Annotated in this window: 7 protein-coding genes; all 7 read right to left on the bottom strand. The window is 50.2% G+C overall.

The features are described from left to right. Positions 1-110: 110 nt before the first annotated feature. Entirely contained in the window at positions 111-1,256 is a 1,146-nt protein-coding gene (lysA, locus tag JT719_RS16100; RefSeq protein ID WP_207434377.1) for a diaminopimelate decarboxylase, read from the bottom strand. Continuing rightward, a complete protein-coding gene (locus JT719_RS16095; RefSeq protein ID WP_207434376.1) occupies positions 1,249-2,583 on the bottom strand; it encodes an aspartate kinase in 1,335 nt (444 codons plus the stop codon). Before JT719_RS16095 ends, lysA begins: the two co-directional genes overlap by 8 nt. A gap of 115 nt (positions 2,584-2,698) precedes the next feature. Continuing rightward, positions 2,699-7,141 carry an Ig-like domain-containing protein gene (locus JT719_RS16090; RefSeq protein WP_207434375.1) on the bottom strand — a complete coding sequence of 1,481 codons (4,443 nt, stop codon included), beginning with the start codon at positions 7,139-7,141 and terminating at the stop codon, positions 2,699-2,701. A 2,694-nt stretch (positions 7,142-9,835) separates the two neighbouring features. Beyond that, entirely contained in the window at positions 9,836-11,047 is a 1,212-nt protein-coding gene (locus JT719_RS16085) for a beta-ketoacyl synthase N-terminal-like domain-containing protein (protein WP_207434374.1), read from the bottom strand. Positions 11,048-11,088: 41 nt separating this feature from the next. Next, a complete protein-coding gene (gene bioA / locus JT719_RS16080) occupies positions 11,089-12,366 on the bottom strand; it encodes an adenosylmethionine--8-amino-7-oxononanoate transaminase (RefSeq protein ID WP_207434373.1) in 1,278 nt (425 codons plus the stop codon). After that, complete coding sequence (bioD, locus tag JT719_RS16075) at positions 12,356-13,009, bottom strand: dethiobiotin synthase (protein ID WP_207434372.1); 654 nt, start codon at positions 13,007-13,009, stop codon at positions 12,356-12,358. Before bioD ends, bioA begins: the two co-directional genes overlap by 11 nt. Then, positions 12,958-14,121, bottom strand: a complete 1,164-nt coding sequence (locus JT719_RS16070) for an aminotransferase class I/II-fold pyridoxal phosphate-dependent enzyme (protein ID WP_207434371.1) — start codon at positions 14,119-14,121, stop codon at positions 12,958-12,960. The genes bioD and JT719_RS16070 overlap by 52 nt, the downstream gene beginning before the upstream one ends. Positions 14,122-14,123: the final 2 nt, after the last annotated feature.

Here is a 14,123-nt window from a genome sequence, read left to right as displayed (position 1 = left end):
GATTGATTGGCAACGCAGTTGTAGCTTTTAAGGGTAAATAAAAAAAGTCCGTTTTAGGGTAGTTTTCATGAAACTAGCCCAAAACGGACTTTATGTTGGTTCCTTTTTAACTAGGAAAGATAGATTGCCTGAACTCTGTCTCGCAGGTTGTATTCAGACACCATCACTTCGCCGTAGGCTCCGGCGGTTCTGATGGCTACTAAATCGCCGCGCTTGGTTTCTGGGAGTTCGGTTCCTTTAGAAAAGCAATCGGTAGATTCGCAGATAGGACCCACCACATCGTATGTCTTGGCTGGCAGGTCACTGGTCAGGTTCTCAATCTTGTGATAGGCCTGGTACAGCGCCGGACGCATCAGTTCGGTCATGCCCGCATCCAGAATCACAAAGTTGGTTTTCTGCCCATGTTTCATGTACAGTACCTTGGAGATCAGGTTACCACTGGCGGCCACCAGAGCTCTGCCTAGTTCAAAGTGAACTACCTGGCCTTCGCGTTTCTCCAGCAATCGGTCAAAAATCCCGAAATACGTAGCGAAATCAGCAATTGGGTTTTCCTCCGGTGAACGGTAATCCACGCCCAATCCGCCGCCTACGTTCAGGTGCGGGAACACCATGCCGCGTTCTTCAAACCACCGCTGCAGTTCATTAACCCGGGCGCACAGGTTCTCGAAGGCCCGCAGGTCAGTGATCTGGGACCCGATGTGGAAGTGCAGGCCAATCAGTTTCAGATTGGGCCACTCGGCAAACCTGGGGACCAGCTCCTCCAGCTCCCACACATTGATCCCGAATTTGTTTTCCTCCAGACCCGTGGTGATGTGCTTGTGGGTGTAGGCATCCACGTTGGGGTTGATGCGCAAGGCTACCTGGGCTACTTTCCCTTTAGCAGCGGCCAGCTCCTGGATTACTTCCAGCTCCTGCACCGATTCTGAGTTAAAACAGAAGATGTTCGCATCCAGGGCAAAGTTGATCTCCGCATCTGATTTACCCACGCCGGCAAATACCACCTGCTCGGGCTGGAAACCCGCTTCCAGGGCACGTTTCACCTCGTTGCCGCTCACGCAATCCGCCCCAAAGCCTCTTTCCCGGATCTCGGCCAGAATAGGTGCGTTGGCGTTTGCTTTCAGAGCGTAATGGATGTGAAAGCCGTATTTCCCCGCCTCGGTTTGGGCAGCGTCTAAGGTCTGCCGCAGAAGGGAAAGATCGTACGCGTAGAAAGGAGTTTGGTGCTGAGAGAACGTTTGCAAATGTTCTTTAAGCATGGTTTTCCTCCTTTTCCTGGAATACGCCTTCATTGATAGCCACTAAGGACTCCACTTTTTGCGTGGTATTCACCAGCACACTGATGTTATTGCTGCTTCCGCCGTAAGAAATCATGCGCAAAGGAATGTTTTTCAGGGATTGCAGCACGCGTAGAGCAGCCCCTGGTCTATCTTCCATGAAGTCGCCAACCACGCAGATGATGGTGAGCTCGGTGTCAATCTCTACTGTCCCGAACCGTTGCAAAGCCTCGGTGATTTCGGGCAGGTAAGTTGGGTTATCAATGGTCAGAGACACGGCTACCTCAGAGGTAGTGATCATGTCAATTGGCGTCTTGAATCGTTCAAACACTTCAAAAACGCTGCGCAGGAAGCCGTACGCCAGCAACATGCGGCTGGATTTGATCTTGATGGCAATGATGCCGTCTTTGGCGGCTACCGCTTTGAACTGGTTCCCGGTTTTCTTGGAAGAAATGGTAGTTCCGGCGGCTTCCGGCTCCATGGTATTGAGCAGACGCACGGGAATGTTGTGCTGCTGCGCCGGCAAAATGCTGGACGGGTGCAGGATTTTTGCCCCGAAGTACGCCAACTCCGCCGCCTCGTCAAACGACAACTCGGCAATAGGGTAGGTGTTCTTCACAAACCGGGGATCATTGTTGTGCATGCCGTTGATATCGGTCCAGATCTGGATCTCAGAGGCTTTCACGGCCGCCCCAATGATGGAAGCCGTATAGTCGCTGCCCCCGCGCTTCAGGTTGTCTATCTCGTTCTTAGCGTTCCGGCAGATGTATCCTTGGGTGATGAATAACTTGTTGTCCGGGTATTTTGCCAGTTGCTGCTGGATGTGTTCCCGGATATAGGCATGGTCAGGCTCTTCATCTGGCGTAATGCGCATGAACTCCAGGGCAGGCAGCAACACAGAAGGAATGTTGTTTTCCTCCTGAAACAGCTGGAACAGTTGCGTTGACAAAAGCTCGCCCTGCGCCAGAATGATTTTCTCAGATACCGCAGAATACGGGTGGTTGAAGCAAGCTCTGATGTCGGCGAAAACCGTGTCAATTACCTGTTTGGCCTTGTCCTTGGATGTGTCCTGTTTATATAAGTCAGCAATCACCTTGTAGTAGTGTTGCTCCAATTGATTTGTGAGAGATTCTGCCTGGGCTTGGTCAGCCTCGGCCAGTTGCTGTCCAATCTGCACCAGGTGGTTGGTAGTGCCTGACATGGCAGACAAAACCACAATCACCGGCTCCTCAGCTGGAAGCAGTTGTGAGACGGCACCCATGCGCTCGGCTGAGCCTACGGAGGTGCCCCCAAATTTCATGATTTTCATAGATCTTAAATAAAACCTGCGAATTTACTAAATCATAAGCGATTACTAAAAGAAAACCCCACCCTCTGCATTTTTTCATGAGCAGGGGTGGGGTCTTACCCAAGGTTTATCTAAATCAATCTTTCTTCACCACTCTGATCACCTCAGACAATGAAGATCCGGTCACTTTCAGGAGGTACACCCCATTGGCAATCTTAGACAGATCCTTGGTGAGGGTTACCTTGCCTGCTGAAACTTCCACCTCTTCCCTGTAAATCAGTTTTTGGTTCAGATCCAGCAGCACTACCTGTACTTTTCTGGTTTCTGAGCTGTTGATAGAGAAGGACAGGTTCTGCGTGAACGGGTTTGGAACTACTGCCACCTGAGCTGCGGCTTTGCTGGCGGTAGCATTCACCGAAATGGTTTTGCTGTACTCAAACTTCCCATCATAATCAACCTGTTTCAGGCGGTAGTACACGGCACCTGCCGGGGCAGAAGCATCCGTGAAGGTGTAGTTTTTCATCACGTTGCTATTTCCGTTTCCTTGTACTCGGCCGATGCTGGCGAAGGTCTTTCCGTTAAGGCTGCGCTCTACCTGGAAGTAGTCATTGTCTTTTTCTGAGGCGGTGGTCCAATTCAGTTGAACACCATTGTTAGTGGCTGTAGCCCTGAAAGAAGTCAATGTTACGGGTAGCGGGGTGCCGATGATCACGTTTGGTGTAAGCGTTGAACTACCCCCGTTGGCATCTGTAGTATTGATAGTTGGAGAATATACCTCTGATTTCAAAAGACTACGATTGCTGACATACATCTTCAACTGGCCACCTTCCAGCTTATAAGATACTCCCGGGATGGAATAATCACCTACAATCGAATAACTAGTTATTGGAGCATCATTGTCCCCGAAGGTGAAAAGTACTTCTCCGTCTTGGTAATCAGTTACTGGTTTAGGTTCCATAGAAGAAACAATCACCGCTTCACATTCCATGGTGATGGTTACCTCATCCGATTTTGAACCACACGATGTAGAAGATACCGTCCATCTGAAAATGTAATCTCCGGAATTCAAACCGGACACAGTGGTAGTAGGGTTTGAGGCATCCGCAAACACAGGGGTTCCTGAACCGGTTGGTTGAGAGACTACAGTCCAATTTCCCGTCGTTCCGGTTGGCGCTGTGGTTGCTTCAAGGGATACTGTTTTGCTTCCCTGGACATTGGTTGAACAAAAAACTTTATCTGGACCAGCATTTGCCGTGAATTCAGGTGTTGAAGTAATAGATACTTCATTAGATAAGGGGCTCTCACAGCTGTTGGAAGTAGCGCGCACTCTGTACGTTCCAGCCACTGATGCCGTGAAAGTAACCTGCCCAATTGCTACAACGGGTGAACCACTAGGATTTCCATTAAAAAACAATTGGTAGCTGTATCCATTTACAGGCGAAGTAACGCTAATGGTAACCGGAGTACTGCCACAAATTCCAGAGTTGCTTGTTGTTATAGCCGGGGCCGTTGGCGCCGGATTTACCGTTACGGTAACTTCATTGGAAGTGGCAGAAGGGCAGGAGGCACTGGATGCCACAATGGTGAATTTAGCTGTTGCACTTACAGATACTTCAAAAGAAACAGAGTTGCTTCCATTATAGGTAATGGGGTTTCCTTCTGCTACTCCGTTTCTGAAAAGTCGGTAAGAAACATTATTTACCAGATTGCCGGTAGCCGAGATTGTTGCGTTACCGCTGCCACAGATAGCTGCCACGGTAGTACTGATGGTAGCCGACAATGGGGTAGGTGAGACGGTGACAGTTGAAGCATCAGAATTAACTGCTGTACAGGTTCCACTAGAAGCTCTAATGGTAAAGGTAGCACTTGCAGTTAAGCCAGTAGCAGTGAAAGAAATGGTGTTAAATCCATTGTAAGTAAGGGGGCTTCCTTGAGCAACCCCATCCTTGTATAGCTGGTAAGTGACCCCGTTCACCAAGTTCCCTACCGTGAAGGTAACACTTCCGCCGCTGCATATAGAAGAGGCGTTTGCGGTTAGGGTTGGCTTTAGGGGTTGAGGAGCCACAGTTACAGCAGAAAATCCGTCCATGGTCACGTTGCCGCAGGCACTGGAAGAAAGTGCCACTACCGTTAGGGTAGCATTTGAAGTTAAAACACCAGACATTAAGGTGATGGCATTGCCGTTACCTAAAACCTGTGCTCCCGTGGCAGTATTACCATTGTATAGTTGGTAGTACACACCGCTTTGAGAACCTGATAAGGTAACCTGAGCGGTTCCGTTAGCACAGATGCTGTTGGAGGCAGGAGAAACGGTATAGACCGTACTTGGAGTCCCTACAGTTATCAGGTACGTGTTAGTCATATCTACATTACCGCATCCAGATTTGCTAGCTACTACCTTCAGGGTGGTACTGGCCGTTAGCGGAGAGGTAGTCAATGAGATCTTTCCGCCGGTACCTTGTACCGGTAAGCCTATCGCCTCATTGTTCGCATAGATCTGATAGGTCACTCCAAGCTCTGAAGTTGCTAAGGAAAGGGTAGTTGTACTACCTGAACAGATGGAAGCGGGTGTATCCCTGGTTACCGTTTGTGCAGTTGGCGAAGCAACAGTAACTGGAAAGGTAGAGGAGCCAAAGGCAGGGCAATTACTTGGTGTCACCAGTACACGCAAGGTGTTGGTACCATTCGCATTGAATACAGCGGAAGTTAAGGTAATATCACCACCTGTACCAATGACTGACGTTCCCGTGTTGGTATACGTAGGTCCTGTTCCGGTGACGGTTTGCAGTTGGTATACGGCGCCATATTGAGAATTCAAAATGGAAACAGTAGCGGCAGATCCGGAACAAATTGTTTGGGTTGATGTAGAGAATGTCACTGCAGTGGAAGAAACCACCACATCTACGGTGTTCAGCATGTCTTTGCTGCAGCCCCCTGAAGTGGCTACTATTTTCAATGTTGCATTAGCTGACAAAGTAGGAGTGGGAAACGTTAAAGCACCAGAAGCCCCAGAGCCATTTACCCTTGAAACAACCGGGTTGAAATCTACAAAGGTTCTTGTCACTCGATCATAGTATTTCAGGGTGTAAGTGGTGTTTGGTGAGGAGTTGGCTAACGTTAGGGTTACCGTGCCGCTGGAGCAGATAGTGGTGCTGGTGGGTGAAATGGTATAAGCCTGGATTGTATTAACGGTAACAGCAACACCAGCACTTGTAAGGGAGTTGCCACAAGAATTACTTGCTCTTACGGTCAATGTGGTGCTGGCCGTTAAGCCGGCAGAAGTAAGCACTATGTCGCCGCCTGTGCCCACTGCAGAAGAACCGCTGGTGTAATTTCCGTTGTAGATCTGGTAGGTAACACCCAATAGCGAGTTGGTCACGCGAATGGAAGCGGTACCGCCATCGCAGACAGGGTTGCTGGAGGTTAAGGCAATAGTTGGGGTGGTTAGGGCAGAAGTAACCGTTACCGCGAAAGTTTGGGACAGATCAACGCTACAAGCAGGGTTTGAAGTGGTGGCTACCACTCTGAAAGTGGTAGTGCCTGCTGTGGTCAGAGCTGCTGAGGTAAGGGTGATGTCACCTCCGTTACCCGCCACGGCGCTCCCCGAGGCAGTAGTGCCATTGAAAAGCTGGTAGGTAACTCCTGTTTGAGAAGACCTGATGGTTACTGATGCAGTGGAGCCGCTACAGATAGACCGGGTGGCAGGTGAGAGCGTCAATGTATTAGAAGGCACGAAAACCGTGAAAGTATTCCCCATATCAACTGTACAGGAGCTGGAGGTAGCCACTACTTTGAAAGTTCCGGTGGTACTTAAGGCCGCAGTTGTCAAGGTGATGGCGCTTCCTGTTCCCGCAACGGCGTTTCCACTGTTCACATAGGTGTCAGTGTTGGCATCGTACACCTGGATACGGTAGCTTACACCTGCCTCAGAACCAGAAAGCGACACAGTAGCGGTTCCTCCGTTACAGATGGACAAGTTGGTAGGCGTCACGTTAAAAGCAGTCGGGCCTGGATTCACGGTCACCACAGCGGAGCCATTCAAAGTGACGGTACAAGCGGTGCTTCCAATACGGTAGGCTCTCACTTTCAAAGCGGTTGTTGAGGTAAGGGCGCCGGAAGTCAAAATCAAAGTGGTATTTGCTGAAGTGGTATCTCCAACAGCAGATGGGCCAGTTGCCGTTTCTCCATTAAATAGCTGGTAAGCAACTCCATTTTCTACTCCGCTAATAGTCACAGTAGCCACATTGCCACGGCAAATGGTTTGAGATGTGGTAGAGATAACGGGGCTGGAAGAAGGAGCATAACAGGAAACAATCTGAGGAGCGGTCTGCTGACTTTCACAGGTTCCTGTTGGAGTGCTTGGCAGAATAGAAGCAGTCACCTGAACACCTGCCGCAAGGTTCAATTGGTTCGCTGAAGTGATGGAGATACTCCATTGGGCAGCGGTGGATCCGTTGGAAGATACCGTAGCTGTACCGGCAATCCTGGTTCCATCAATGTAGACATAAACGGTACCCGTACCATTGATAGTGGAAGTACCCGTGATGGTGGTAGCTCTTTCTTTAATTGGGTTTAGCACTAAGCCATAACTTGCCGCAGTATTCGGTATTGTAACGGTGGCCAGGTTTGAAATTCCGCTTTCTGTTTTGTTTGGAGCAGTGGCTACAGCATATAAAATGCTTCCTGGTGCAGGAGTGAACCCGGTAAGGATATTGGCTGTCCAGCCTCCATTCACAACTTCTACCGGATTTGTAATTCGGGTATCCACTGTCCGGTCAACTGCTGAACCAACCCTCCGGTATACGGTCACAAATGATCCGTTCTCAGGAGATGTACCTGAAATGGTAGTGGTAGTAGGGCAAGGAGATGTAGTATTAATAACTGGGGTGGCAGTAATACAAACGCCTACTTCCAATTCTGTGGTAGCAGCAGAAAGCCCTTCATAATTACTAGGGTACATTACCTTGTTACCGCTACCTACTGTATTGTTGGCAACTGCAGCTCTAAAAGAGATTTTATCACCTGCTTGTAAGTTGTAAGTAGAAATATCTACTGTCCAGGATCCTGTGTTTGTGTTGGATGCACTATTCGTAATGGGACCCATAGCAGTTGCAACATGGGCTGTGTAAGTGATTGGAGTCCTCCCACCTGTAGTTACATTGTTAATTGTACCCAGACCTCCATCTACGTTAGCATTTAATGGCACACCGTTTATATACATGAATATCAGAGCGCCGGGTTCAGCCAATCCATTTATGTAGCGAGAACCAACAGGAATACAAGTTGTTGATACGGTAGGCGTAAGGGTTGACTGAGGTTCCGTACTAGTGTTAGGCGTAGATGAATCTACAGCCGTAGAGTTCATGTAATGTGTGTTTGACCTCTTTGACTGACATCCATTCACTGGTGTTACAGTTGCATTAACAGCGGCATAATCTCTAGAGGCACCTTCACCATTTGCGTCCCTTGGGTACCCAAAATCTCTTGGATATGTATTATTGTTATAAGTCCAGCTATAAATGTTTCCTCCCACTGTTGTTGGCGTAGTGTTTGAAGTCACGCTAGCATAATAAATACCGTCTTTGTAAATCCTGATTTCAGCGCCTGGGTAAATAGTGGTACCTTCTAAAATATCTTTTCCACTAACACTTATAATGATAGGTGCCACAGCCGTACAAGTTCCATATTGAACCGTACCCACTGTAGCAGTGGCAGATGAAACCGATGTTAGTTCAGGACATGGAGACGCTGCCGGCCTGGTTACTTTGGCAGTAATTTTATCATTCAAGGCCAGTGTGGTACCTGAAGGCAATGGAAAGGACCAATTACCACCAGAAACTGTAACTGGACTTGTGGCAATGATTTCCACCCCATTTCTGTAAATTCTAATGGTACCACCATTTTCAGTGGACGTACCCGTAATAACAGTTGTTGTAGTTCTGAGGCCCCCAGCGGTTGAAATAACAGGGGCTGCAGGAGCGGCTGATTGGCAGAAATCACCGTTCTGTATATCCTGAGGGGAGGTTGGAGGAAAGGCGGGAATCAGCTCTTTCCAGATTCTGATTTTGTCGTTTCCATATTTTTTATCATCCACGCCGCCGATATCTGATATAGTTCCTTCCAATCCAGTTTGCGCACTGGTAACGGTAGAGCCACTAATCCGCATAGGAGTGGTAGGCGAAATACCTACACTACCGTCTGCGCTGAAGGCAGAAAGTGGAACGTAGAAGTCAAAGAAGTAATCGGCATCGCCACCGGCAGTGGTGGCAGCCATAGATTTCTGAAAATATTTGTTGTAACCACCATTTGCACTACCCCGCCAAATGACGTTGCTTGACATAGGGTCACCGGTATCCCCGCTTCCTTTGTGGCGATATACAATTACATCAAAGTTAAGGGCTAGAACTACTTCGTACTCAAACCCTAAGTTGGTTACTTTAGATGGTGTGGTATAATCTACCAGCGTACCATCCGCCAGTTTCTGTTTATTGAAGACCCCATCAGTATCCAGCAAGAAGCTATATCCTTTGGAGGCTGTGGAGTTCCCCCCCAATCTTGCCCTGAACAACAACTGGTTCCCATTGTAATACATACCCAAGGGAACATTGGCTAAATCTGTATGGCCCCCGTTTGACCCGGTCACCAAGTCATTCAAGGGCTCAGGACCCGACGGAGAAGGCATTTGGGGCAGAAACCGGTATGTGATCTCACTGTTGGTACCCATGTCATTGGTGCCAACAAATCCGGTTCTGAATTTTGATACATACCCATCGCCATTAGGGTCCAGCACCGTGGGGCCAGGGCTTAATGATTTCTGAAAGATAAACCCTGGTGTCTGGGCGTTAGCCTGAAACACCAGTACAAAGAGGAAGAATAAGACAGAGTTTAAAAAAATCCTAAAAATATGTTTAGGGGGATAGGTAAAGGTTTTTTGCATCTCTACAAAATGAGGTGATAGAATACGTCTAAATGACAGTGCAAAGCTATCTAACAGGGATAGACCGGGGATTTTATTCGATGAATGTACCTTTGGAAAATATAATTCAGCTTATGTATATCCGGCCAACAAATTGAGTATGTGCAAAAAAATAGGCTTACGAACCAAGACCATGTACCTACAGTTTAATGATTTGAGCTGAAAATTGACTTAAATCAAGAAACGGTAAATACGGAGCTAGGTTGTTGTTTTTTCGATAAAACGGGTGTTTAAGCGGATGAATGAGTTTTTTGGCCCTGTAAACAGATAAGTTTATATATTATTATATATAGTTTATTATATGATTATTTTGCTTAGAATCAAGCTTGCTGCATTACCTCCAAAGCCTGCAGCATTTATGAGCAGTTTAGACAAAGGCCTTAGAAAAGTGCCTGAAATGCAATTTAGATAACCAGGTCGTAAGCCCTGCAAAAGCCGGACAGCCAGGTCTGCCGACAAAGCTCCTGAAGCACCTAAGGTGTGCCCAATCTGCTGTTTATTGGTGCAGAAAGCAGGCCGCTTCGTGCCAAAAATCTGTTCAATAGCATATAATTCAGCCGCATCACCGGCTTTGGTGCCCGGGGCGTGCAGCACAATTGCGTCCATTTCGGAGGGGGTGAGTTTGGCTTGCCGAAGCGCATCGCGCATGGCTAGTTGGAAATGATGCCCTTCGCTTGTAATGCCTGTCTTGGAAGGGCTGCGTTCATAGCCCATGCCTACGGCTTCCACAACCATCACCTCGGTCAACCCTGCCTGTTCCATTTCCGCCCGATTCATGATTTCCAGGGCAAAAACGGCAGCGCCTTCGCCTAATACAAACGTGTTGCTTTCCTTATTTAATGGTCGGCAGGGAAGGTCTTGGGCGGCATATTTGGAGTAGATACCAATAGATTTCATCTGCGCCAAGGTGAAAGGAGTAAGAGGAGCCTCGGAACCGCCCACCAGAAAGCGTTTCGCCATGCCAGATCTGAGCCACGCCAACCCATTGGCGAAGGCCTGCAAAGCCGTACTACAGGTCACGGAATGGCTGATCATCGGACCACGGGCCTGCACATCATTGGCTACCCAACTGGCCACGTTGCCCAAGGTGGTACTAGGCGAGACACCCGGCGAAAGGCGCTGTTCCGGGTTTTGCAGGAATTCTGAAAAATGATGCTCAAAAAGACCCGTAGCTCCGCGCGAAGAACCTATGTTCACTCCCACGGGTATTTCGTCCTCCATCTGCCAGCCTGCCTGCGCCACTGCCTGACGCGAAGCCAGAATCGCTAATTGGACGGAACGGTCCAGGGTGGCGTAAGTGGCATTCTCCTGCAAGAGGGCCTTTAACTGAGCCTCGGCGGAAAAGGAGAGGGGGGCTACCGGTAAATCTGTCCCTAAGTGGGGAAGCGAGATGAAAGCCGTTTTCCCGCTGGTGTAAGAGGCCATGATTTCCTCCGTGGTCCCGCCCAACCCTGAGACAGAGCCTATTCCTCTCACCACAATCCATTCCTGTTCCCGCGCTGTACTCATCTGTTTTTGGGTTGTTTTCCTGAAAAGAAGCTGAAAATGGCCTAAGAAACCAGTTCTCGCATTTGTTCTATGACACTGTACACCTGCTGAAGCTGAGCCTGGGTGATGCAATAAGGAGGCAGCACATAGATAATGTTCCCTAATGGCCGCAGCAGCACTCCGTTCTCCAGTGCTAGATTATACAACTGATCACGCAGGGAATGGAAATAGGAGGTTTGCCCCACTTCAAACTCCACGGCCAGAATAGTACCGGTTTGGCGACATTCCTTGATGCCGGGCTTCCCGATCAGGCTTTGCGCGAAAGCAGCGTGCGCGTGGCTGATTCTCTCCAGGTCTTGCAGGAACTCGGGTCTCTCCACCAGGTCCAGGCTGGCCAGGCCGGCGGCGCAGGCAACCGGATTTGCCGTGTAAGAATGGCCGTGGTAAAGGGTTTTGGTTTTGTCTTCGCTCAGGAAAGAGGCGTAAATTTCTTGCGTGCAGGTGGTAACGCCCAAAGCCATGGTACCGCCGGTAAGGCCCTTGGAGAAACACATAATGTCTGGCTGCTGGGTCAGGTAATCATTGGCGAAGCGTTTGCCCGTGCGCCCGAACCCGGTCATGACTTCATCGGCAATGAGGAGCACGCCTTTTTCACGGCAGAGTTGCATCAAACGGTCAAGAACGGCAGGCGAGTACATCACCATTCCAGCTGTGCCCAACACTAGTGGCTCATAGATGAAGGCGGCAATGTCTTCCCGCGCGAGCAGGTTTTCCAGGTGGGCAATGGTCTGCTCTTCTTTGCCCGGCACCGGAACCGGCAGGAATTCCACGTCAAACAAATACTGCTGAAACGGCCGCGTGAACACCGAACGCTCGCTCACCGACATCGCCCCGAAGGTATCGCCGTGGTAGCTGCCTTCAAACGCGATGATCTTAGTCTTGCTGATGCCCTGATTGTGCCAGTACTGCAAAGCCATTTTCAAGGCCACCTCTACCGCAGTAGAACCGTTATCGGTATAGAATACTTTGGCTTGGTTTTGCGGCAAAAGCTTCAGGAGCCGCTCAGAGAGTTCCACTGCCGGGGCATGGGTAAACCCCGCGAAGATAACGTGCTCCAGGGTGCGCAACTGCTGGCTCACCCGCTCCGCGATGTGCGGATGCGCGTGCCCGTGGATGTTCACCCACCAGGAAGAAACCGCGTCAATGTATTCTTTTCCGTCCTCGGTAAACAGCAGGGCACCTTCACCTCGCACTACCCCAATGGGGGGCGGAGCGGTCTGCATCTGGGTGTACGGGTGCCAGTTCACCTGTTGGTCGCGGGCAGAGAGGCTATTTTGCATGTTGGGTAAAGTATTCTTGAAACGTTTGGGCGTACCTCCGAATGGTGGCTTGGTTGAGGGTTTCTTCCTGCACAATTCTGGGCAAAGCCGGTAATTGGGAGTAATTCAGGATAAACTCCTCGGTAGAAGCATTGGGTTCGCCGTTGAAGATGATTCCGGCTACGGGTATGTTTCGGTACTTCAGCACCTCCAAAGAAGTGAGCGTATGGTTAATGCTGCCCAGGTAGTTCCTGGACACCAGCACCACCTCCAGTTGCAGTTTCTGAATTAAATCAAGAACCAGTTCACGCTCGTTCAAAGGCACCATCAGTCCGCCCGCCCCTTCCACAATCAGGTGGTTTTGGGTTTGGGGTAAAGTGATCTGATCTAGTGACAGACGCACTTTCTCGGCGGCGGCGGCAGTGTGCGGGGAGGCCGGCATCTGCAAACGGTAGGCCTCCGGATGGAAAACTGTGCAGGGATTGGAAACCAGACTCCGGACGGTGTGCGTGTCAGAATCCTCCAGATTACCCGCCTGCACGGGTTTCCAGTAATCGGCTTGCAGGGCTTCGGTGAGGATGGCGGCGGCTACCGTCTTTCCTACGTCGGTGCCTATGCCTGAAACGAAATATCTTTTGGGGTATGCTGGAAAAGCAGCTTGCATAATTCTTCTACTTGTGCGGGGGTATTGAAGGCGTGCAGCACCAGCCGCAGCCGCTCTTTGCCGGCCGGGACCGTGGGGCTGAACACCGGCCGTACATCAAAACCCGCCGCCTGAATGGTTTGGGCTAAATGCCGAAGTATGGTAGGATCTGCCATCTGCCAGGCCTGAATGGGGCTTCCGTTTTGGGGCTGATTTCTTGAAAACGGCTCAGAAAGGCCTTGGGATCGGATCAGCGACTGGTAAAAGGAGGCCAGTTCCTGCACGTGTTCCCGCTCCTTGCTGAGCCCGGGCAGGAGGTGATACGCTTGTTTGATTGCCACCAGGGAGGCCAAAGGCAGGGCGGTGGTATAGATGAAAGGCCGACTGAAATTGAGCAGAAACTGCTGCAACTCCTTAGGTCCAACAACGGCCGCGCCGTGGCAGCCAATGGCTTTCCCAAAGGTCATCACCCGGGCAAACACCTGGTTTTCCAATTGCAGGGCGGAAACCAGTCCTTCGCCTTTCTCGCCGTACAATCCGTTGGAATGCGCCTCGTCTACCACCAGGTACAAGCCTTGTTCCTGGCACAAACCTACCAGTTCCGGTAGCGGAGCGAAGTCGCCGTCCATGGAGTACAAAGACTCCACAGCAACGTAGACATCGCCTTGCGCCCGCTTCAGTTTGGTGCGGAGGTCCTCCACATCGTTATGGCGGAACGGGAAACTCTGCGCGAAACTCAGCCGGATGCCTTCTTTCATGGAAGCATGGCTGGCTTCGTCATAGAGAATGGTATCGCCGCGCTGCGGAACGGCGGAGAAGAATCCGCAGTTGGCCGCGTACCCGGAGTTGAACAGCAAAGCAGCCTCCGCGCGGTGAAAACGCGCGAGTTCTTCCTCTAGCGCTTGGGCGTAAGCGGTATTGCCGCTCAGCAGACGGGAGCCGGTAGCACCGTGGGCCGGTTGATTTCCTAGTTCTTCGGCTATGTTTTGGGCCAGAACCTCTGATGCCGCCAGACCCAGGTAATCATTGGAACTGAAGTCTACCAGCCCCGCGGGCGGGCTGAGGAGACTCCGGAGGGTTCCTTTCTGAACTCTGGATTCCAGCTGGCGCAGCAGACGTTCCGGCACCTTCATGG

Source organism: Sabulibacter ruber (genome assembly GCF_017355955.1).
Taxonomy (GTDB): Bacteria; Bacteroidota; Bacteroidia; order Cytophagales; family Hymenobacteraceae; genus Nibribacter; species Nibribacter ruber_A.
Note: the sequence above shows the minus strand (reverse complement) of the source record. Positions and strands in the feature narration are given on the sequence as shown.

Bases quoted from the DNA above. Each gene is read 5' to 3' on its own strand.
- JT719_RS16085 (WP_207434374.1), bottom strand. From the start codon at position 11,047: ATGAGTACAGCGCGGGAACAGGAATGGATTGTGGTGAGAGGAATAGGC.
- lysA (WP_207434377.1), bottom strand. From the start codon at position 1,256: ATGCTTAAAGAACATTTGCAAACGTTCTCTCAGCACCAAACTCCTTTC.
- JT719_RS16070 (WP_207434371.1), bottom strand. From the start codon at position 14,121: ATGAAGGTGCCGGAACGTCTGCTGCGCCAGCTGGAATCCAGAGTTCAG.
- JT719_RS16095 (WP_207434376.1), bottom strand. From the start codon at position 2,583: ATGAAAATCATGAAATTTGGGGGCACCTCCGTAGGCTCAGCCGAGCGC.
- bioA (WP_207434373.1), bottom strand. From the start codon at position 12,366: ATGCAAAATAGCCTCTCTGCCCGCGACCAACAGGTGAACTGGCACCCG.
- bioD (WP_207434372.1), bottom strand. From the start codon at position 13,009: ATGCAAGCTGCTTTTCCAGCATACCCCAAAAGATATTTCGTTTCAGGC.